Annotated in this window: 16 protein-coding genes; 10 read left to right on the top strand and 6 right to left on the bottom strand. The window is 76.3% G+C overall.

The genetic code is table 11. The annotated features are described in order from the left end of the window. Positions 1-237 precede the first annotated feature (237 nt). A complete protein-coding gene (locus JOE68_RS00580; RefSeq protein WP_204840381.1) occupies positions 238-1113 on the top strand; it encodes an LLM class flavin-dependent oxidoreductase in 876 nt (291 codons plus the stop codon). Between the two features lie 34 nt (positions 1114-1147). Here JOE68_RS00580 and JOE68_RS00575 read toward each other — a convergent pair whose 3' ends face one another. Then, entirely contained in the window at positions 1148-2527 is a 1380-nt protein-coding gene (locus JOE68_RS00575; RefSeq protein ID WP_204840380.1) for a pyridoxal phosphate-dependent decarboxylase family protein, read from the bottom strand. A 482-nt stretch (positions 2528-3009) separates the two neighbouring features. On the opposite strand from JOE68_RS00575, the gene JOE68_RS00570 reads away from it, so the two are divergent. Further along, positions 3010-5709 carry a helix-turn-helix transcriptional regulator gene (locus tag JOE68_RS00570; protein WP_204840379.1) on the top strand — a complete coding sequence of 900 codons (2700 nt, stop codon included), beginning with the start codon at positions 3010-3012 and terminating at the stop codon, positions 5707-5709. Between the two features lie 19 nt (positions 5710-5728). Here the strand turns inward: JOE68_RS00570 and JOE68_RS30700 are convergent, their stop codons facing one another. Beyond that, positions 5729-5926, bottom strand: a complete 198-nt coding sequence (locus tag JOE68_RS30700; RefSeq protein ID WP_307819398.1) for an MbtH family protein — start codon at positions 5924-5926, stop codon at positions 5729-5731. Between the two features lie 337 nt (positions 5927-6263). Here JOE68_RS30700 and JOE68_RS30695 point away from each other — a divergent pair, with 337 nt between their 5' ends. Then, positions 6264-6899, top strand: a complete 636-nt coding sequence (locus JOE68_RS30695) for a helix-turn-helix transcriptional regulator (protein WP_239562075.1) — start codon at positions 6264-6266, stop codon at positions 6897-6899. A 382-nt stretch (positions 6900-7281) separates the two neighbouring features. Here the strand turns inward: JOE68_RS30695 and JOE68_RS00555 are convergent, their stop codons facing one another. Further along, positions 7282-8295, bottom strand: a complete 1014-nt coding sequence (locus JOE68_RS00555; RefSeq protein ID WP_307819396.1) for a Gfo/Idh/MocA family protein — start codon at positions 8293-8295, stop codon at positions 7282-7284. A gap of 391 nt (positions 8296-8686) precedes the next feature. On the opposite strand from JOE68_RS00555, the gene JOE68_RS00550 reads away from it, so the two are divergent. The 3 genes from JOE68_RS00550 (at position 8687) to JOE68_RS00540 (ending at position 12256) form a co-directional block, all read left to right on the top strand. Continuing rightward, positions 8687-9499: a 1,4-dihydroxy-2-naphthoate prenyltransferase gene (locus JOE68_RS00550; protein WP_204840375.1), complete on the top strand. Its 813-nt coding sequence runs from the start codon at positions 8687-8689 to the stop codon at positions 9497-9499. Continuing rightward, positions 9496-10791 carry an FAD-dependent oxidoreductase gene (locus tag JOE68_RS00545; RefSeq protein WP_204840374.1) on the top strand — a complete coding sequence of 432 codons (1296 nt, stop codon included), beginning with the start codon at positions 9496-9498 and terminating at the stop codon, positions 10789-10791. The genes JOE68_RS00550 and JOE68_RS00545 overlap by 4 nt, the downstream gene beginning before the upstream one ends. A gap of 79 nt (positions 10792-10870) precedes the next feature. After that, positions 10871-12256, top strand: a complete 1386-nt coding sequence (locus JOE68_RS00540) for a CoA transferase (RefSeq protein ID WP_204840373.1) — start codon at positions 10871-10873, stop codon at positions 12254-12256. 184 nt (positions 12257-12440) lie between these two features. On the opposite strand, the gene JOE68_RS00535 is transcribed toward JOE68_RS00540, so the two are convergent. Then, positions 12441-13931: an FAD-dependent oxidoreductase gene (locus JOE68_RS00535; RefSeq protein ID WP_204840372.1), complete on the bottom strand. Its 1491-nt coding sequence runs from the start codon at positions 13929-13931 to the stop codon at positions 12441-12443. 60 nt (positions 13932-13991) lie between these two features. Between JOE68_RS00535 and JOE68_RS00530 the strand changes: the two genes are divergently transcribed. Together JOE68_RS00530 and JOE68_RS00525 are read left to right on the top strand one after the other, a co-directional pair. Beyond that, positions 13992-14444: a DUF6098 family protein gene (locus tag JOE68_RS00530; protein ID WP_239562074.1), complete on the top strand. Its 453-nt coding sequence runs from the start codon at positions 13992-13994 to the stop codon at positions 14442-14444. Positions 14445-14697: 253 nt separating this feature from the next. Next, on the top strand, positions 14698-15519 hold the full coding sequence (locus JOE68_RS00525) for an SAM-dependent methyltransferase (protein WP_204840371.1): 822 nt from the start codon (positions 14698-14700) through the stop codon (positions 15517-15519). A gap of 131 nt (positions 15520-15650) precedes the next feature. On the opposite strand, the gene JOE68_RS00520 is transcribed toward JOE68_RS00525, so the two are convergent. Together JOE68_RS00520 and JOE68_RS00515 are read right to left on the bottom strand one after the other, a co-directional pair. Further along, positions 15651-16616, bottom strand: a complete 966-nt coding sequence (locus JOE68_RS00520) for a magnesium transporter CorA family protein (protein ID WP_204840370.1) — start codon at positions 16614-16616, stop codon at positions 15651-15653. A gap of 25 nt (positions 16617-16641) precedes the next feature. Next, entirely contained in the window at positions 16642-17673 is a 1032-nt protein-coding gene (locus JOE68_RS00515; RefSeq protein WP_346039124.1) for an Acg family FMN-binding oxidoreductase, read from the bottom strand. 268 nt (positions 17674-17941) lie between these two features. On the opposite strand from JOE68_RS00515, the gene JOE68_RS00510 reads away from it, so the two are divergent. Next, positions 17942-18811, top strand: coding sequence for a universal stress protein (locus JOE68_RS00510; protein ID WP_204840369.1), 870 nt, complete (start codon positions 17942-17944; stop codon positions 18809-18811). Positions 18812-18838: 27 nt separating this feature from the next. Then, the gene (locus tag JOE68_RS00505) at positions 18839-21196 is read left to right on the top strand and encodes a phosphoketolase family protein (RefSeq protein ID WP_204840368.1); all 2358 of its coding nucleotides are present in this window, start codon (positions 18839-18841) and stop codon (positions 21194-21196) included. Positions 21197-21224: the final 28 nt, after the last annotated feature.

The raw sequence follows: 21224 nt of genomic DNA, 5'->3' as shown, positions 1-21224 counted from the left end.
GACGCACTGTCGTCCTCCGAGGGGTGGGGGGGTAGCTGCTCCGCACCCGGTGCGGGACCGGCCAGGCAGCCTTGGGCGATCGCCACGGCGAAAACCGCCGAAGAGCGACTTTACCGGGAATGTCGCCGCGCGCCCGGGGAACGTGACCCCGAGTGGGGGGATTCACACGCGGTGACCTCCTTGACAGCCGGGCAGCGGGTCTGTTCGCTCGAACCCGTCGACGGACGGGGGTGCGGGGTGAAGGCCGGGATCACGATCCTGCCGGAGTACCGGTGGGCCGAGGCGGAACCGCGCTGGCGGGCGGTGGAGGAGTACGGGTTCGCCCACGCGTGGACCTTCGACCACCTGGGCTGGCGGACGCTGGTCGACGGCCCGTGGTTCGGCTCCGTGCCCACGCTGGCGCTGGCCGCGGCGGCCACCTCGCGCATCGAGCTGGGGATGCTGGTGGCCTCGCCCAACTTCCGCCACCCGGTGCCCTTCGCGCGCGAGCTGACCGCCCTGGACGACGTGTCGGGCGGCCGGTTCACGCTCGGCGTCGGAGCCGGCGGGATGGGCGGGTACGACGCGGAGGTGTTCGGGGGGACCAACCGGGCGGCCAGCCCGGCGAAGCGGTACGCGGAGTTCGTGGAACTGCTGGACCTGCTGCTGACGCGGGACGACGTCACCTGGTCGGGCGAGTACTACCGGGCCTCGGGCGCGCGGAACCTTCCCGGCTGCGTGCAGCGCCCGCGCATCCCGTTCGTGGTGGCGGCCAACGGCCCCAAGGCGCTGGGCCTGGTGGCCCGCTTCGGCCAGGGCTGGATCACCACCGGCACGCGCCGGGACACCCTGGACGACTGGTGGAAGTCGGTGGCGGAGCTGTCGGTGCGGCTGGACGACGCCCTGTCCGCCCACGACCGCCCGCGCGCCGGGGTCCGCCGCTTCCTGCAGACCGACGGGGCCCCGGTGTTCTCGCTGTCGAGCGTGGAGTGCTACCGCGACTTCCTGGGCAGGGCGGGGGAAGCGGGCTTCACCGACGTGGCCGCCCCCTGGCCGCGGGAGTCCGGCGTGTTCGCGGGCGACGAGCGCGTCCTGGAGGCCGTCGCGGCGGAAGTGCTGCCCGGCTTGGGGTAGGCGGTCGCCCGCCGCGCCGTCCCGGCGCCTCGCGTCAGCCCATCGCCCGCGCGATCGCGCGGTACGCCCGGTCGGCGTCCGAGGACGTGGTGCGCCAGTTGCCGAACGCCGCCCGCAGCGCGTGCTGTCCGTTGTAGACGGTGGGGGACAGGAACGTCTCGCCCGTCGCGGCGATGGCCCGCGACACCTCGGCCACCCGCTCGGGCGAGGGGTCGTCGGCGAGGGTGAAGCACACGACGTTGAGCCGCACCGGGGCCAGCAACCGCACCGACGGCGTCTCCGCGAGCAGGTCGCCGAGGCGCCGGGCGGAGGCGGCGCACCGCTCCACGACCTCGCGGTGCCCGTCCCGGCCGTACGCGCTGAGCGTGAACCACGCGGCCAACGCCCGCAGCCGGCGGGAGTTCTCCGGGGTGAGGTGGACGAAGTCGGGGTCCTCGGTCGGCAGGCCGAGGTAGGCGGCGGAGTTGCGGAACACCCGCACCTGCAGGTCCGGGCGGCGGGTGAACTGCACCGCCGAGTCGTAGGGCACGTTGAGCCACTTGTGCAGGTCCACGCACACCGAGTCGGCCTCCGCCAGTCCCGCCACCAGCGGCGCGTGCGCGGGGGAGAGCGCCGCGAACGCGCCGAACGCGGCGTCCACGTGCAGCCAGAACGGGTGCTGCTCGCGCAACCGCGCCAGCGCCGCCAGGTCGTCGAAGTCGACGGTGTTCACCGTGCCCGCGTTGCCCACCACGACCGCGGGCCCGCCCACCCCCGCCAACGCCACCCGCAACCGCTCGACGTCCACCGCCTCGCGACCGGGCAGGGTGGGCACCGGGCGCAGGCTGTCCCGGCCCAGGCCGAGCATCGCCAACGCCTTGTGCACGCTGGAGTGCGGCGCGCCGGAGAACACCGCGACCGGCCCCAGCCCGCCGGTCCCGTGCTGCGCCACGGACACGCCGCGCTGCTCGCCCAGCCACTCCCGGGCCAGCGCCAGCCCGACGAACGTCGACATCGTGGCGCCGCTGACGAACGCGCCGGAGTGCGCACCGCCCAACCCGAACAGCGACGCCAGCCACCGCACCGTCTCCTGCTCGAACCCCTTGGCCGCGGACCCGTCGTGGGCCGCCGCGTTCTGGTCGAACGCGCCCGCCAGCCAGTCGCCCGCCAACGCCGCGGGCGTGGCCCCGCCGGTGACGAACCCCAGGTAGCGCGGGCCGGCCGAACCGGAGAAACCCGGCTCCCACCGCCGGGTGAAGGCGGCCAACGCCCCGTCGAACCCCAACCCCGCCTCCGGCAACCCGACCGGCTCCACCCCGGTCGGCGCGACGACGGGCCGCTCACCCATCCCCACCACCACGTCCGCCGCGTACCTCCCGGCCGCGCCCAGCACGTCCCGGAGCTTCGCGAGGTCGGCTGCCAACACGGGATCCACAGCGGCTCCAGGCGTCGAAGCGATCTACCAGCGCTCCCGATCCTGGCACGCCCACCCACCCACCGTCCCGATCCACCCCACCGGAACCGGCTCCACCACGTCACCCCACCCCGGGCTCCCACACCCCGCACCGTTCAGGCTTTTGCTCTTGGCTCCTGACGCGGCGTCCTGGCGCGCAACTCCAACCCGGGAAGCCGGGCGTTGCGCAGCCGCGCGCTCCGGGGGTCGGAACATCAGCGTGTTGAGCCGGTGGGGGACCGGAGGAACCGGTCGACGTTCCACCATCGCGGTGCGCGCGGCAGTGGGCCGAACAATCCCGCAGTCGTTCTTCCTCCAACAGTCGGCGCTCTCCTCCGCGCCGGAACGGGCGCGCGTCCTGCCGGCTGCGCGCTATCACCGCCCGCGTCCACCGTTCGGGCGATGACCGGCGCGGAGGGGTATCCGCCACTCGGCGGTGCCCTCATTAGTCGCGGGAGGACGCCATGGGCACAGCGGAACCGTTCGGTCCGGATGCGCTGGAGGGGGCGCTGGAAGGGGCAGAGCCCGGCTCGGGCGCGCTGGAGGTGGTCCGGTCGGGCCCGGTGGTGTTCGGTTCGGGTGGCCCCGCTGCGGGTGCCGCCGGTCCGCGCGGGGGCGGTGCGGGGCTGGACGCCTCGGCCCTGCTCGACGGCGCGCGCGGCTCGGGCGTGAGGTTGGTGCGCGTGGTCGGCGGTGCGGGTGCGGGCAAGTCCCGCCTGCTGGACGAGCTGGTGCGCGGCTCCCGCCACCGCCGCCTGCCGGCCCTGGCCGCGTGCGGCACGGAGGCCGGCCGCGCGGTGCCGTTCGGCACGCTCCGCGACGCCCTGCGCGACTCGCCCGACACGGGCGCGGGGGCGCCCGCCGCCCAGGACGCGCTCCTGCTGCTGCGCGCGGTGTTCCACTCGCTGCTGGCCGCCGAGCGCGGCACGTCGACCCTGCTCGCCGCGGAACGCCACCGCCTCTACCGCACGGTGGCCGACCTGGTGGCGGCCCTCGCCCGGCCGGCCGGGCTGCTGGTCGCCGTGGACGACGCGCACCTGGCCGACCCCGGCTCCCGGGAACTCCTCGGCCACCTGCTCCGCCACCCGCCGGAGGCCGACCTCCTGCTCGTGGTCGCCCACCCACCGGGCGCGGTCGTCCCGCCGGACCCGCCCGACGGGGTGGACGGCCCCGTCGGGCACGAGGTGGTCGAGTTGGGCGCGCCGCCGGCGGCCGCGGCGCCGGTCCTCCCGCCGGCCGACCTCCTGGTGGCCAGGGCGGCGGCCGTGCTGGGCGGCGCCGAGCCGGGGCTGGTGGCGGCGGTGGCCGGGACGACGCTGCACGAGGCCCGGGCCGCCCTGGTCAGGCTGGCGGCGGCCGGGCGCGGTCGGCCGCCGGGGTCGCTGCTCGACGCCGCGGACGGGCGGTGGGTGCGGCGGGCCCACGCCCGCGCCGCCCGGGTGCTGGCCGAGGACGGCGCGCCGGTCACCGCCCGCGCGCACCACGTGGCCCGCTCCGCCCGGCCGGGCGACCTGGACGCGGTGGCCGACCTGGTCGCCGCCGCCGACGCGGCGTCCCGCGTCGCGCCCGCCGTCGCCGTCGGCCTGCTGGAGGCCGCCCGGGCGCTGCTGCCGCGGGGCGCGACGTCGGCGAGGTCGCGCGTGCTGCGCAGGCTGGTCGCCGCGGCGGAGGCCACCGGGCGGCCGAACCGCCGCGCGATCCGGGAGCTGCTGGACCTGCGGCCGGCGGACCGCGCCGACGTGGCGCTGCGCTGCGCCCTGTCCGACCGCGCGCACGGCCGGCACGCCGAGGCCAACGCCCTGCTGGAGCGCGAACTGCGCGGCCGCGCCGACGCGCGCGGCCGCGTGCTGCTGGAACTCGGGCTGGCCGCCGACCCCGCCGCCGGCCACCACCGCGCGGACCGCGTGCTCGCCGCCGCGCGGGCCCTGGGCGACGACGCCGCGCTCGTGTCGGCGCTGGCCGTCCGGCAGCTCGGGCCCGCCCGCGACCCGGCCCTGCTCGACGAGGCCGCGGCGCGGGCGGACCGCCTCGCCGACTGCCCCGCGCAGGCCCTGCTCTGGCTGGGGCGCGCCGAAACCGCGCTGGAACGCCCCGCCGACGCCCTCCGCCACCTCGACCGGGCGCCGGCCGTCGCGCGCGCCGGCGGGCGCGACGACCTCGTCGTCCCGCTGGCCGAGGCCCGGGGCGCGGCGCTGGAGCACCTCGGCCGCCTCGCCGAGGCCCACGAGTGCTACGCCGACGCCGCCGAGTCGGCGTTCCTGTCCGGCGCGGCCCAGGCCCGTTCGCGCGCGCTGGCCGGGCGGGCGCGGATCGCCGTGTGGCGGGGCGACGCCGCCGAGGGCCGCCGGCTCGCCGAGCGGGCCGTCGCGGCGCACCCGACCCTACCGGCGCACTTCGCGCTGGCCCTGGCGCTGCTGCACACCGGCGACCCGGCGCGCTGCACGGCCCAGCTGCTCGCCGCGGGCGGCGGCCCCGACCTGCCCCTGGTCGAACCGCCGACCGCGGTGCGGTGGTGCGCCCTGCTCGCGCTGGCCGACGGCGCGCTGGGCCGCACCGCCGCAGCCGCCCGGTGGGCCGAGCGCGCCGCGGCGCTCACCGCCGGCCTCCCGGCGGGGCTGCGGCGCGCCCACGCGCACGTCGCGCGGGCGGGCGCGCTCGGCCACGGCTCGCCCGCCGAGGCCGCCGTGCACGCCGTGCGCGCGGCCAGGGCGTTCGAGGGCGCGGGCGAACCCGTCCACGCCGGCCGCGCCCGCCTGGTCGCCGCCGCGCTGTTCCGCCGCACCGGTCCGACCACCGGCGCCCGCCGGGCACGCCGCGAGCGCGCCCGCGCCCGAGCCCTGCTCGACGCGTGCGAACCGGGCCTGGCCGACCGCCTGGCCGGGGCGTGGCCGCCGGGCGCGCCGGCCGGCCACGGCCTGACCGATCGCGAGCTGGCCGTGCTCGGCGTGCTCGCCGAAGGGCTGACGGCGGACGCCATCGCCCGGCGGATGGACATCTCGCCGCGCACCGTGCACCGCCACCTCCAGCACCTGTACCGGAAGCTGGGCACCACCGACCGCCTGTCCGCGGTGCTGCGCGCCCAGTCGCTCGGGCTGCTCCCCGACGCGCCCGCGGCTGTGCCTGCTGTCGTGCCTGCCGAAGTGCCCGCAGTCGCGGACCGCTGAGCACCCGGTCCGCCGCGGCTCACCCGTCCTCCCGCGTGCCGGTCGGGCGGAGGCCCGCCCACAGCGCGCGGATGTGGTCCAGGCACTCCGTCTTGGTGCCGGTCGTGCCGTCCGGGGTCCAGCCGTGCGGCAGGGAGCGGTCGGCCGGCCAGATCGCGTACTGCCCGCCGGCGTTGCGCAAGACCGCGTAGCGGCTGTCGTCGTGGTCCTGGAACACGGGTCCCCCCGCAGTCGGCGGACTCGGCGCGGCCGGGCACGAGCGGCCGGGCCGCCGGAGGATCGCCCCGACGCCGCCGGCCACCCACCGGGCCGCCGGCGTGCGCGGTGTCCGGCGCCCCTTCCGCGATGTCGTGCCGCAAGGGTCCGGCCCGCGCCCCGACCGGATAATCCGGGCGGTCCCGGGAGGACCGCCGTTGCGCGCCGGCGCCCGGCCTGCTACGCGCGGGTGTGGGTAGTTGTGCCCATTCCGGTATCCGCGCCGGCGCGCCACCGTTGGACGGCGGGCGTCGGGCGGTGGCCGGCCCCGCGTACCGGGGGACGTTCGGGGGAGAGCTGTGACTGGTGTGACCGTGCAGGGCCCGGTCGAACGGGGTCGGGACCCGAGGCGGGTGGACGTGCCGGGCGGGGGCACGCGGACGTTCGGCACGTGCGCGTGCGGCGCGTGCTCGTGGGACCTGGCGATCGCCGCGGAACCGGACTTCCGCGGCTCGGTGTCGGCCGACGGCGGGGTCTGGTGGGTGGCCAACCTGTCCGACCGGGAACCGCTGTTCGTGGCCGACGTGGACCGCCCGGCGGAGGTCACCGCCGTGCGGCCGGGGGAGCGGCTGCCGTTCGGCCTGGACATGGCGCTCGTGTCACCCGCGGCCGAGCCCGGCGCGCTGGCGCTGACGGTGTTCGCCGCGGTGGCCGAACCACCCCGGTCGCTGCTGCCGCGCTGCCCGGCGATCCGGCCGGGCGCGCCGCGGCTGGACCCGGACGCGCGCTACTTCGCCGTCCTGGTCGAGCTGTGCGCCGGTGCGCCGACCTCGGCCGCCATCGCCGCCCGGCTGGGCATGAGCCCGCGCGCGGTGGACGCGCACATCGACTACCTGGCGCAGAAGCTGGACCTGCCCGAACCCCCGATCCGCCGTCCCGGCTGGAAGCGCACCGCGCTGATCGCGCACGCCCGGACGCGAGGGGTGCTGTGTTGAATGGTTGTTGTGTCTGATGGCTGTGTTGGATTGCCGCTGCTTCGCAGGCGGCGGCTCGGCTGTGTTGGATTGCCGCTGCTTCGCAGGCGGCGGCTCGGCCGCCTGAAAGTCGGCGGCTCGCGGGGCGTGTCTCGCCGATCGAAAAGCGTGATCGGCGAGACACGCGCCGCGAACCACCGACGCGGCCTCGCGGTGGTGGATGGCCGCTGCTGCGCAGGCGGCGGGGGAGCCGGCAGGCGGACGCAGTCGGCGACCTGCGCGGCGCCCTGCCCCGGCGGCGCGCAGTGGTCGCCGACCGCGTCCTCGATGTGCACGTGTGCCAAGTCCCCCGACATCGTGGTGCGGCACGTCGTCGCCGGTGTCGGAACGGCTGCGCGGCGGTTCAGTGCGCACGGGCGGCTACCGCTGCCCTCCCGCGGACCTCGGGCACCACGGGCTCGGCGCAGATGTTCTTGGCCACCGACAGCAGCTGCACCACGTCGGTGGCGAAGGCGAAGCTCCGCGCGTGCTGGTCGCCCGTGCCCCGGAACTGCTGGTAGGCGCGCACCACCCACTCGGTCAGCGAGTCGTCGCGCAGCACGTGGTGCTCGCGGCGGCCGTTGCGGGTGACGGTGAGCTGCGAGTGGTCGTCGTCGGCGCTGACCGCGTAGTGGCCCACCGCGCTGCCGTGGTCGAAGGTGATGGTGACCCGGCGTTCCCGCACCGGCGACATCAGGTCCGAGCTGATCTCCGCGCGCACCCCGCTGTTGTGCCGCAGCCCGATCCGCGCGCCACCCATCCGGGGGACCACGACGTCACCGACCACGAGGTCGAAGCCGGCGGCGTGGGTGACCCGCGCGTTGCCCGCCAGCCGCAGCGCCAGCCCCACGCCGTGCGGCAGCTCGACGTCGAACGCCGTCGGGTGGCTCGACCGGGCCAGCGAGCGCCGGAAGCGCGGCTTGTTCTGCACGATGGCGATCGACCTGGCCTCGCCCAGCGCGCCGCCGCGCACCAGCTCGGTCAGCCGCGCGGTCAGCGAGCTGGTCAGCCACGGCTCGACCACGGCGATCCGCAGGCCGTGCTTGCGGCGCAGCCGGATGACCCGGGCCAGGTCGTCGGTGTCGGTGGCGAGCGGCTTCTCCACGACCAGGTTGCGGAAGCCGTGCTCGGCCAGCTCGCCGATCACCTCCGCGCGCACGGTGGGCGGCGTGCACACGTGCGCGACCGCGTCCTCCGGGTCCAGCAGCGCGGCGGCCTCGGCGACGCCGGCCGCGGTCACCAGGCCGGGGCGGGCGCCGAGCACCCGGCTCGGGTCGCACACGACGACCGGCTGGTCGCCGAACAGCTGCCGGGCGGCGGCCCGCGCCCTGGCGAGCACCGGCAGGTGCAGGTCCGCACCGCCCCGACCGAATCCCACGACGAGTGTCCGCACCATTGAGTCCCTGGAGTTGGTCGGGCCGGAATAAACGATCGAATTCGCTCCGCGCCGACGCTGTCCGACCGGGGCGGTCACTGTCAACCACGATTCCGAGAATTGACCAGGAAGAGTGAACTCCCGTGCCTGCCGGGGTCCGTCGGAGCGCCTGCCATACGCTTCCGAACCGTGCTTCGACAGCGGAGGTGAGCACGCTGCTCGTCCCCTTTTCCACGCAATCGGCCGCGTTTTCCCGATTGTGCCCGACGGCCCCGCAGCGCATTGTCGGGGTGATGGGCGGTGGGCGGCGCCCGCGCGGCCGGGAGCGGTCGTCGGCGGTGGCGCGCCGGTCCGCGCCGCCCCGAGGGGCCGCCGTGCCGCCGGCGGAGCCGGCGTGACGGCGCTCGTCGCGCCGGACCGGGTCCGGGCCCGGGTCCGGGTCCGGCTCGCGGGGCCGGGCGCCGTCGACCGCCACCTGGGCGCGCTGGTGGTGTGGGCGCTGCTCGCGCCCGACCTCCGGTTCGACGGGCGGGTCCTGGCCACCGCGGCGGTCTTCCTGCTCGGCGAGGTCTGCGTGGTCCTCGCCGCGCTGGCGCGCGACGGCGGCGAGCGGGTCCGCGGGGCGCCGCCGACGGGGCCGCGGGCGCTGCGCCTCGCGACGGTCGGCGCGCTGCTGTGGGCGGTAGCCCTCGTCCTGGCGCCGCACCGCCCGACGTGGGCGGTGGCGCTGGTCGCGGTGGCGCCCCTCGTCGCCCTCCTGCGCTCCCGGCGCCCGCGGCCGGGCCGCCGCCGGGCGCCCTTCCCGGCGGCGCTGGGCTGGGCGTTCGTGCTCGTGCCCCACGGCCTGGTGGCGGGCGACCCGGACGGGGCCGTCGTGGTCCAGGCGCTGCTGTTCGGCCTGGGGCCGCTGCTGCTCGGCGTCCGCTCCGCCGCCGGCGACGACCCGACCACCACCGCGCCCGCCTGCCCGCGCGGCGGCGCGCTGTTCGTCACGGCCGTCTCGGCGGTCGAGTTCCTGCTGGTGTGCGCCGCCCCGCTGGTCGGCGCGCCCTGGTGGTTCCCGTTCGCGCTGCTGCCGACCGCGGTGGTGCGCTGCTGCCGGTTGCGGGTCGGGTTCGCGCGGGGCGACGCCGCCCGGGCCCGGCGGCTGGACGTCCGCGCGCACCGGCTCACCGTCGCCGCGCTCGTGGCGGTGAACCTGCTGTGAGCACCGACGTGGACGTGGTGGTGGTCGGGGCCGGCGTCGCCGGCCTCACCGCCGCGCACGAGTTGCGCAAGGCGGGCCGCCGGGTGTGCGTGCTGGAGGCGGCCGACCGGGTCGGCGGGCGGATGGCGACCACGAGGCAGGACGGCTTCGTGATCGACACGGGCGCGGAGCAGCTGTCCGAGCGCGGCTACGACGCCACCTGGGCGCTGCTGGCCGAGCTGGGGGTCGGCCCGTCGGAGCTGCCCCGGATCGGGCAGTGGGCCGGCGTGTGGCGCGACGGCCGGTTCCGCCGCGGGCTGGCCCACCCGCTGGGCCTGATCACCGGCGCGGGGCTGTCCGCGCGGGCGCGGCTGGACCTGATCGGGGTCCTGCGCGACCGGTACGACTTCGACCGCCCGGAGGAGGCCGGCGCGGAGACCGTCGCCGGGTTCGCCGCGCGCCACCACCCCGACCTGCTGGACTACCTGTGCCAGCCGGTGGTGGCCGGGTTCTGCGGCTGGGACCCGGAGCGGTCGGCCGCCGGGCCGTTCCTGGCGCTGCTGACGTCGATCGGCCCGTCGTCGGGGTGGCGCGCCTACCGCGGCGGCACGGACCTGCTGGCGCGGGTGCTGGCCGAGCGGCTCGACGTGGGCCTGTCGTGCCCGGTGGACGAGGTGGTGGCCGGTTCGCTCTCGGCCCGGGTGTTCGCCGGCAGCACCGAGGTCCGGGCGCGCTCGGTGGTGCTGGCCGTGCCCGCGCCGGTCGTGCGGCGGATCTACGCCAACCCGCCCGCGCACGAGGTGCCCTTCCTGGCGGCGTCGACCTACGTGCCGGTGGTCAAGGTGCACCTGGTGCTGGACCGGCGGTTGTCGGCGGGCGTGTACCTGGGCGTGGTGCCGCGGGTGGCGAGCCGCACGCTGGCGAGCGTCCTGTTCGACCACCTCAAGCACCCCGACCGCGCGCCGGCCGGCCGCGGCCTGGTCACGCTGGTCGCGCACCCGTCGGTGGCCGGGCGGCTGCTCGCGGCCCCCGACGGCGAGGCGGCCGACGTCCTGGTCACCGCCGCCGAGGAGTTCGTGCCGGGCCTGCGCGCGGCCACCACGGGTGTGGTGGTGCACCGGTTCCGCGACGGGCTGCCCGAGGCGACGCCGCGGGCACTGGCGCTGCGCGCGGGTTTCGCGGCCCGCGCCGGCGGGGTCGTGGACTACGCCGGCGACTGGGTGGGCGTGATGCCGTCCAGCGAGGCCGCCGTCCGCTCCGGCCGCCGGGCCGCCGCCCGCGTGCTCGCGGCGCGGCGCAAGGAGCGCGTGTGAGGTCCCGGGCGGCCCCGGCGCGGTGCGGAGCCACCCGCGCCGGCCGCGCGCGGCCGGCGCCCTGCGGTCGGAGGCCCGCATGACCCTCGCCGCGCCGCGGGCCGTCGACTGGTCGGGGCCGGTCGCCCTGCCGATGGGCGGCGAGCTGGACGTGCAGGCGGCGTGCGGGCTCATGCACGTCCACGGCCGCCGGTTCGGCCGCCCGACCCGGCTGGGGCTGGACTACGCGTCGATCGTCGCGGCGGAGCTGGCCGCGACCGGCGCCGCCGCGGTCGAGCTGGCGCGGGCGCGGGGCGTCGCGCTGCGGCGGGCCACCACGTCGGTCGCGCAGGCCGCGCTGCTGGCGGTGGCGCAGTACCTGGCGACCGCGACGGCCGAGCGGTGGCCCGAGCCGTTCCTGCCCGGCGGCCCGCCGTTCGTGTCCGCCGACGGGGTGCCCTTCGAGCTGGAGGCGCCCGACGCGCGGGTGTGGCGGCGGTTCTGGGCCGCGCTGGGCGCGGCCGGGCGGGTCGTGGAGCGCGGCTGGCGGCCGTTCCCGCACCGGTACGCCACCGCGACGTGCCCGCTGCCCGCGGAGCTGACCGCCCTGACCTCGCGCACGGCGATCCACGTGCTGGAGAACGCCGCGAGGGCGACCGGGATGAGCCTGGTCCGGGTGTCGTCGCGGGTGGTCGGGCACCTGCCCCCGTACCGGCTGGCCTCGCTGGGCGGCGCGCCGCCGCTGCCGCCGCCGGCCGGGCCGCTGCCGCTGTCCGGCCTGGTGGTGCTGGAGTCGTGCCGCCGGGTGCAGGGCCCTCTGGCCGGGCACCTGCTCGGCCTGCTCGGCGCGTCGGTGGTGCGGGTGGAACCGCCGGGCGGCGACCCGGCGCGCGGGGCGCCGCCGCTGGTGGGCGGCTGCTCGGCCCGGTTCCTGGCGCTCAACCGCGGCAAGGAGGTCCGGCAGGCCGACCTGTCGACCGTCGCCGGGCGGCGCGCGGTGCTGGAGCTGGCGTCGGGGGCCGACGTGTTCCTGCACGACTGGGCGCCCGGCAAGGCGGCGGCGTGGTCGTTGCGCGCCAAGGACGTCGCGCGCGTGCGGCCGGGCGTCGTGCACGCCCACGCGTCGGGCTGGGGTGACGAGCTGGGCCCGAAACCGCCGCTGGGCACGGACTTCGCGGTGCAGGCGCACGCCGGGGTGCCGCCCACGCTGATGACGGTCGTCGACGTGTTCGGCGGGCTGGTCGCGGCGCACGGGGTCGTGGCCGCGCTGCTGCGGCGGGTGCGGACGGGCCGCGGCCAGTCGGTGGAGACGTCGCTGCTGTCGGCGGCGTCCCGGCTCAACGCCCGGTCGCGCGGCCGGTGCACCGCGCCGCTGCGCGTGCCGGTGTGCACGGACCTGGCGGCGTTGGCCCGCGACCCGCGCTTCGCCCGCGCGCTGGTGCGCGACGGGTGCGCCTTCCCGGCCTCGCCGTGGGAGTTCACGTGATGACGCGGCGCGGGCGCGCGCCGTGCGGCATCGCCCGCCGCGCGCCCGACGACCGGCCGGTCCGACCCGCCCGGCAGGAACGGCGCGCACGAGGCGCCGACGAGGGTGGTGTGACGCAGCACGGGGGAACCCCCGCGCCCAGGAGGGAAGATCCCCTCCACCGGTTCGGGGAGGTCCGGCCGGGTCAGCAGTCGACGTCGTGGCGGGTGAGCGGCTTGGTGGCCGGGCCCTCCAGGACGTTGCCGTCCACGTCGAAGCGGGAGCCGTGGCACGGGCAGTCCCAGCTGCGCTCGGCGTCGTTGAACCGCACCAGGCAGCCCAGGTGGGTGCAGCGCAGCGAGACCGCGTGCAGGGTGTCGTCCTCGTCGCGGTAGACGCCCGACTTGCCGACCACCCGCGCCTGGCCGCGCGGCACGTCGGCGAGGTCCCGCGTGTCCGGCGGGCGCAGGCGGTCGCCGACCATGCTGGCCGCGGTCCTGCCGTTGAGCTCCAGCAGCTTGGGCGCGGACTTGAGGGAGAAGCGGTGCGGGCTGAACCGCGCCGCCCACGGGTTGTCCACGCCGGTGATCAGGTCGGACAGCAGCATCGCCGCGAACGTGCCGCCGGACAGGCCCCACTTCATGAAGCCGGTCGCGACGAACAGCCGGGTCGAGCCGGGCGTGTACGGGCCGACCATGGGCAGCTGGTCGTAGGCGCTCGGGTCCTGGGCGGACCAGCGGTGGGTGACCTCCTCGACGTCCCAGTGCTCGCGCGCGAACGCCTCCAGCACGGCGTAGGGCTCGCCGGGCCGGTCACCGGTCGGGTGGCCCTGGCCGCACACGATCAGCTGGTCGCGGTAGGCCGACAGGGACCACGACGGGCTGCCGGCGCTGATCGCCAGGCCGGTGGGCGGCGCGCCGGAGCGCAGGCCGACGGCCACGCAGTAGGAGCGCGTCGGCTCCAGGCGGGCGAAGTAGACGCCGCGGTCCAGGATCGGGTAGTGGGTGGCGATCACGACGCGGTCCGCGGTGACGTCGCCGGTCGCGGTGTGCACCCGGCACGGGGAGCCCTCGGAGACGTGCGTGGCGCGGCTGTGCTCGAACACGTGGCTGCCGTCGCCGTCGACCAGGGCCGCCAGGCCCCGCACGTAGCGCACGGGGTGCAGGGCCAGCTGGTCGTCCAGCCGGACCGCGCCGTAGACCTCGAACGGCACGCCCATGCCCTCGCCGCGGTCGCGGTCGACCGGCAGACCCGCCCGCGCGGCGGCCAGGCCCTCGTGCTCGACGGCGGGCAGCTCGTCCGGGCCGAACGCGTAGGTGTAGGCGGGCGCGCGGCGCAGGTCGCAGTCCACCGAACCGGCCAGGGCGGCGACCTCGGCGACGCCGGCGAGGCTGGCCGTCGCGTAGTCGGCCGCCGCGCCCGTGCCGTGCTTGTCGGTGATGGTGGAGTAGACGGTGGACTGCAGGGCGGTCACCTTGGCGGTGTTGTTGCCGCTGACCCCGCCGCCGACCCGGTCGGCCTCCACGACGGCCACGGTCAGGCCCGCCCGCTTGAGGCGCAGCGCCGTGGTCACCCCGGCGATGCCGCCGCCGACCACCGCGACGTCGACGCGGGTGTCGCGGACCGCGGGGTAGGCGTTGTCGGGCAGGTCGGCCGTCCACAGCGAGTGGGCGGCGGTCACCGTTTCGCGAGGCATGGGCACCACGTACCCGTGGTGGCGGCGTTTGAACCGGGCGGGGCGGGCAATGCCCCCGACATGGGCACAGACGATCCGCAGGAGATGCGCACGCTGACCGACCTCGCCGAGCTGGTGCAGCTGGTCGAGGAGCGCGGGTCGGAGCTGTTCGTGCGCTGGTCCAGGGGGCCGGAGGTGGACGCCGGCGGGTGCAGCAGGGACGGGCTGACCGGGATCCGCCTGCCCGGCCTGTCCGCGAACCCGCTGGCGGTCGAGCCGTGGTGGGGCGACCGGTCGCTGAAGGTGTGGGTGGCGCGCCGCCTGTACGACTACCGCCACCTGCCGCGGCGGCGCGGGCCCGGCGTCCGGCCGTGGCTGCTGGTCGGGTCGGAGGCCGGGCGCGGACCGGACAACGAGCCGCTGGTGCGCTGCGAGGAGCCCGTCGCGTGGGTCTCCGAGGACGTGCTGCGGCAGTGCGAGGAGCTGGTGCGGCGGCACGACGGCGAGTGGGGCTCGCTGGACCGGGAGAAGTGACCGGCCCCCTCGGCGCGGCCGGCCGGTCACCGGGGCCGCGCGGCCGGCGGAGGTGACGGCGCCTTGCGCGATCGCGACGCGCCGAGCGCCCTTTCGGGGAAGGCGAGCGGGACATTACGCATAATGCGGACCGTTACCGTAGTATTCCTGCATTCTTTCAGGTAGGGATTCTCGCCCGATCGTGTACTGGCAACCGGGTGGTTGACCAGCGACCACTACGCTTTCCGCGCATCCGTCGACCCATTGGTGGGAGATGAACACGGTGAGCGCCGGGGAGTGGGTTCCGCGCCACGTCGACGTCCAGCGCGCCAACCCGGCCCGGGTGTACGACTACCTGCTGGGCGGCAACCGGAACTTCGCCGTCGACCGGGAGTTCGCGCGCCGGGCGGTGGAGGCGATGCCCTGGGTGCGGGACCTGGCCCGGCACAACCGGCGCTTCCTCGGCCGGGCCGTGCGCTACTGCGCGGCCGACGGCGCCCGGCAGTTCCTCGACCTGGGCTCCGGGATGCCCACGGGGCTCGGCGTGCACGAGCTGGCCCGGCGGCAGGACCCGACGAGCCGGGTCGTCTACGTCGACCGCGAGCCGGTCGCGGTGGCGCACTGCGAGGTGGTCCTCGCGGGCGTGCCGCACGCGGGCGTCGTGGAGGCCGACCTCGCGGACCCGGACCACGTCCTCGGGCACCCCACCACGCGGCGGCTGCTGGACCTCGACCGCCCGGTGGCCGTCGTGCTGGCCTCGTCGCTGCACTTCGTGCTGGACGCGGACCGGGCGGCGGCCACCGTCGCGGCCTACCTGGACGCCGTGCCGCCCGGCAGTCACCTCGTGCTGTCGCACCTGGCCGACGACGGCGACACCGGCCGCGAGGTGAGCGACCTGGTGGAGCTGTCGAAGACCACGTCCTCGGCGGGCGTCGCGCGCTCGCGGGAGTGGATCGCCGGGCTGTTCGACGGCCTGGAGGTGGTGGAGCCCGGCCTGGTCTACACCTCGCAGTGGCGGCCGGAGGAGGGCATCTCCCTCGTCACCGGCCCGCCGTCGCACGCGTCGCTGCTGGCCGCGGTGGGGCGCAAGCCCTGAGCACGCGCCGGCCGGACGAGCCCGGCCACCGGCGCCACGCCGGTCGGACCGGGAGCCGCACCCACCGCCGTCGGCGCCGGCCCGGCCAAGCCGCGCTCACAACCGGCCCAGGGGGCAGGTCGCGCACCGCGTCAGAGCCAGTCGCGGCGCTTGAACAGCGCGTACAGCCCGCCGGACACGCCCAGGATCGCGGCGGTCGACACCCAGAAGCCCCACGGCTGGTCCGCGCCGGGGTAGGGCACGTTCTGCCCGTAGAACCCGGTGATCGCGGTGGGCACCGCGATCACCGCCGCCCAGCCCGTCACCTTCTTCATGATCAGGTTCAGCCGGTTGCCCTGGATGTTGAGCTGGGTCTCCCGGATGGTGGCGACCGTCTCCCGCAGCGACTCGGTCCACTCCGTCGCGCGCAGCACGTGGTCGTAGACGTCCTGGTAGTAGGGCATCATCGTGGTGTCCACGACGTCGTGGCGCATCAGGCCGTTGACCACCTCGCGCATCGGCAGCACCACCCGCCGCAGCGTGACCAGCGACCTGCGCAGCGCCAGCCCGCGGCGCTGCACCTCGCGGTCGTCCGGGTGGTCGGCGAAGATCAGGTCCTCCAGGTGCTCGATGTGGTCGTCCAGCGCCTGGACGGCCTCGAAGTGGCCGTCCACCACGGCGTCCAGCAGCCCGTGCGCGAGGAAGCCGACGCCGCTGCGGGCCAGCCGCGGCGAGGAGTCCCACCGGGCGGTGAGGGCGTCCACGTCGAACCCGTCGTCGGCGCGCACCGTCACCAGCGCCCGCGGGGTGAGGAACGCCGACAGCTCGGAGGTGGTCAGCCGCCCCGAGTCGGCGTCCAGCCGCACGGCGTAGGCGGACAGGAAGCAGTGCGTGTCGTACCGGTCGAGCTTGGGGCGCTCGTGCGGGTGCAGCGCGTCCTCCACCGCCAGCTCGTGCAGGCCCAGCTCCTCGGCCAGGCGCGCCAGCTCGTCGGGCGACGGGCCGCACAGGTCGACCCACACGGTGACGTCCCGGTCCCCGAGGTGGTCGGCGACGTCGCCGACGGGGAACCCCTCGGCCTCCAGCACGCCGTGCCGGTAGCGGCGGGTACGTGGCACGGGGCCAGCCTAGCCGCCGGGGTGATCAGCGGGCGGCGCGCTCCACCAGCAGGTCGCGCACGGCGCGGCGCGGCGACCGCGGCACGGGCGAGCCGAACCCCAGGCGCAGCACGGCCTGCGGGACCACCATGCCGCCCAGCGCGCGGCGCAGCTCGTCGCGCACCGGGCGCACCTCGACCGGCTGGGACAGGAACGAGGCGGACAGCCCGAGCGACGTGGCGGTCAGCAGCACGCGCTGCAGGGCCTGGCCGGTCTGCAGCTCGGCCGGCGGCCCGGCGTAGAACGAGCACAGCACGACCACCAGCGGGTCGGGCTCGTAGTCCTTGCCCGGCGGGCGCTCACCCGCCCCGAAGTCGCGCAGCGCCCACTCGTCCTGCGGCGCGGGGCGGACGCCGGCGGACCCGGGCGGCACGCCGTCGCCGGACCGGCGGCCGGTCCACGCGGCCAGCTCGGCCCGGACGCGCTCGTCGCCCGCCTGCGCCCGGTGCGCCTTCGCGACCAGCTGCTGGAGCCGGAAGCGCTGCTCGGGGCCGGTGACGACGTGCAGCCACGACCGCTCCCGCTCGGCCGCGCGCACCAGCGCCCGCCGGTGCGCCACCGGCACGGGCACGTCGCGGAACGGCTTGCGGTTGGTCCGCCGCGCGGGCACGGCCGCGAGCAGCCGCCGCACCTCCTCGTCGGCCGGGAGCCGGCCGCCGCGCCGCACCGCCGCCAGCGCGTCGCCGCCGGGCAGCAGCGAGACCAGCGGCCGGATGCCGCGCGCCCGCACCGCGAGCCGCAGGTTGAACAGGGCCGCGCCGCAGGCGAGCCGCAGCTCCCGGTCCTCCGGGTCGGTCGCGGGCAGCCGCCGGGTGAGGTCCGGGTGGACCTCGATCCGGTCGTGCGCCGGGAGGAACCGCCACGGCTGGGTGTTGTGCACCGACGGCGCGAGCGCGGCCAGCTCCAGCACCCGCTCCACCTCCTCCGGCGGCAGCCCGAGCGCCCCGGTCAGCCCGTTCGCCGCCCCGCCCGCCGCGGTCGGGTCCACCACCGCTTCGCCCGTCGTCGTCCCGTCCACCGCCGCCACCTCGCATTCACCCGGTCGATCCAGCCGACACCCACTGTCCGCCGCCGCGCGGCCCGCGCACACGGCCGAAGGTCCCGGGCGGGCCGGGACCGGCGGCTCCCCCTCACCCGTCCGGTGGCCGGCACGGCGACCCGGTGTCCCGACGCGGTCCAAGGGCCCGGTCGGACCGGGACCTCCGCCCGCTGCCGCCGGCCCCCGGCGTGCCTAGCGTCGGTGCCGTCGACGCGCGGGTCGCGGTGGATTCGGAAAGGATTGACCCATGGGAGTTCCGATCGTGGTCGGGGTGGACGGTTCGGCTTCGTCGACGGCGGCGGTGCGGTGGGCCGCCGCGGAGGCCGCCCGGCACCGGGTGCCGCTCAAGCTGGTGCACGCCTACCTGCTGCCTTCCCGCGGCTACCCGGAGGTGGTGCTGAGCGGGTACGAGGTGCGCCGGGCGCTGGAGGAGCAGGGCAGGCAGTGGCTGGCCGAGGCCGAGTCCGTCGCGCGCGGGACCGCCGACGTGGAGGTCTCGGTGTCGCTGGAGCACTCGGGCGCGGCCGGCGCGATGGTGTGGGAGTCCAAGCGCGCCCGCCTGGTCGTGCTCGGGTCGCGCGGGCTGGGCGGGTTCACCGGGATGATCGTCGGCTCGGTCGCGGTGGCCGTCGTGGCGCACGGCGAGTGCCCGGTCGTCGTGGTGCGCGAGGAGGCGCCCGCCGAAGGCCCGGTCGTGGTCGGCATCGACGGGTCGCCCGCGAGCGAGCAGGCCATCGGGTTCGCGTTCGAGGCGGCGTCGATGCGCGACACCACCCTGGTCGCCGTGCACGCGTGGAGCGAGTTCGCCGTGGACGGGCCGTTCGGCGACCGGATCACCGCCGACTGGGCGCAGGTGGAGGACGAGGAGCGCCGGGTGCTGGCCGAACGCCTCGCCGGGTGGCAGGAGAAGTTCCCGGATGTCAGGGTGGACCGGGTGGTGGTGCGCGAGCGGCCGGCGCGGGCGCTGCTGACCCTCGCCGCGGGCGCCGCTCTCGTCGTCGTCGGCAGCCGGGGCCGCGGCGGTTTCAAGGGGATGCTGCTGGGGTCGACCAGCCAGACCCTGGTGCACCACGCGCCGTGCCCGCTGGCCGTGGTCCGCCCGCCGGCCGCCGACTGACCACGCCACGACGCCCAGGGGAGAGCGATGTCGTCGAACACCGGAACGGACCTGTCGCTGGTCGACGCGTACTGGCGGGCCGCGAACTACCTGTCGGCGGGGCAGATCTACCTGCTGGACAACCCGCTGCTGACCGAACCCCTCGCGCCGGCGCACATCAAGCCCCGGCTGCTGGGGCACTGGGGCACGACGCCGGGCCTGAACTTCGTGTACGCGCACCTGAACCGGGTGATCCGCGAGCACGGGCAGGAGGTGCTGTTCGTGACCGGTCCCGGGCACGGCGGCCCGGCGCTGCTGGCCAACACCTGGCTGGAGGGCTCCTACAGCGAGAACTACCCGGACGTGCAGCGGGACCTGCACGGGATGCGGCGGTTGTTCCGCCAGTTCTCCTTCCCCGGCGGGGTGCCCAGCCACGTGGCGCCGGAGGTGCCGGGGTCGATCCACGAGGGCGGGGAGCTGGGGTACTCGCTGGCGCACGCGTTCGGCGCGGCGTTCGACAACCCGGACCTGGTCGTGGCGTGCGTCGTGGGTGACGGCGAGGCGGAGACCGGGCCGCTGGCGGCGAGCTGGCACGGCAACAAGTTCCTGGATCCGGTGCGTGACGGCGCGGTGTTGCCGATCCTGCACCTCAACGGCTACAAGATCGCCAACCCGACGATCCTGGCGCGCGTCCCGCACGAGGAGCTGGACGCGCTGCTGCGCGGCTACGGCTACGCGCCGCACTACGTGGAGGGCGACGACCCGGAGGTGATGCACCCGCGCATGGCCGAGGTCTTCGACGAGGTGTTCGACGAGATCAAGCGCATCCAGGAAGCCGCCCGCGCCGGAAACACCGAGCGACCGCGGTGGCCCATGATCGTGCTGCGCAGCCCGAAGGGCTGGACCGGTCCGTCCGAAGTGGACGGCAAGCCGGTGGAGGGCACGTGGCGGTCGCACCAGGTGCCGCTGTCGGGCGTGCGGGACAACCCCGAGCACCTGAAGATCCTGGAGGGGTGGTTGCGCTCGTACCGGCCGCAGGAACTGTTCGACGCCGAGGGCCGGCCGAAGCCGGAGTTGCTGGAGCTGGCGCCGGAGGGTCCGCTGCGGATGGGCGCCACCCCGTACGCCAACGGCGGTCTGCTGCTGCGCGATCTGCGGTTGCCGGGCGTGGCGGCGCACGCGGTGGAGGTGGCCAAGCACGGCACGACGAACTCCGAGCCCACCCGCGTGCTGGGCCGGATGCTGCGCGACGTGCTGACGCTCAACGCGGAGGAGGACAACTTCCGGTTGTTCGGTCCGGATGAGACGGCCTCCAACCGGTTGGACGCGGTGTACGAGGTGACCGCGAAGCAGTGGCAGGCGCAGGTGCTGCCGACCGACGAGCACCTGGAGCACGACGGTCGGGTGGTGGAGGTGCTCTCGGAGCACCTGTGCCAGGGCTTCCTGGAGGGCTACCTGCTGACCGGGCGGCACGGGGTGTTCAACTGCTACGAGGCGTTCATCCACATCGTGGACTCGATGTTCAACCAGCACGCCAAGTGGCTCAAGGTGCACCGCAGGCTGGTGTGGCGGCGTCCGGTGGCGTCGTTGAACTACCTGCTGTCCTCGCACGTGTGGCGGCAGGACCACAACGGCTTCTCCCACCAGGACCCCGGGTTCATCGACCACGTCATGAACAAGAAGGCCGAGGTCGTCCGCGTCTACCTGCCGCCGGACACCAACACGCTGCTGTCGGTGGCCGACCACTGCCTGCGCAGCCGCGACTACGTCAACGTCATCGTGGCGGGCAAGAACCCCACCCCGGACTGGCTGGGCCCGCAGGAGGCGGCGCTGCACTGCGCCCGCGGCGCGGGCATCTGGGACTGGGCGGGCACCGACGACGGGTTGTCCGAACCGGACGTGGTGCTGGCCTGCGCCGGCGACGCGCCGACGCTGGAGGTCATGGCCGCCACCGCCCTGCTGCGCGAGCACCTGCCCGAACTGCGGGTGCGGGTGGTCAACGTGGTGGACCTGATGCGGCTGCAACCGGAGACCGAGCACCCGCACGGGATGCCCGACCGGGAGTTCGACGCCCTGTTCACCCCGGACAAGCCGGTCATCTTCGCCTACCACGGCTACCCCTGGCTGATCCACCGCCTGACCTACCGCCGCGCCAACCACCACAACATCCACGTGCGCGGCTACAAGGAGGAGGGCACCACCACCACGCCGTTCGACATGCTGGTGCTCAACGACATGGACCGCTACCGCCTGGTCATCGACGTCGTCGACCGCGTCCCCGGCCTCGGCGTGCGGGCCGCCGGGCTGCGCCAGCGCATGACCGACCAGCGCAACCGCCACCACACCTGGATCCGCGAGCACGGCGAAGACCTGCCCGAGGTCCGGGAGTGGACGTGGCCGTACTGACGGGAGCGCGGGCAGCGACGGGCCCGGC

Source organism: Saccharothrix algeriensis (assembly GCF_016907655.1).
GTDB classification, from domain to species: Bacteria; Actinomycetota; Actinomycetes; order Mycobacteriales; family Pseudonocardiaceae; genus Actinosynnema; species Actinosynnema algeriense.
This window is presented reverse-complemented; position numbering and strand designations above follow the sequence as displayed.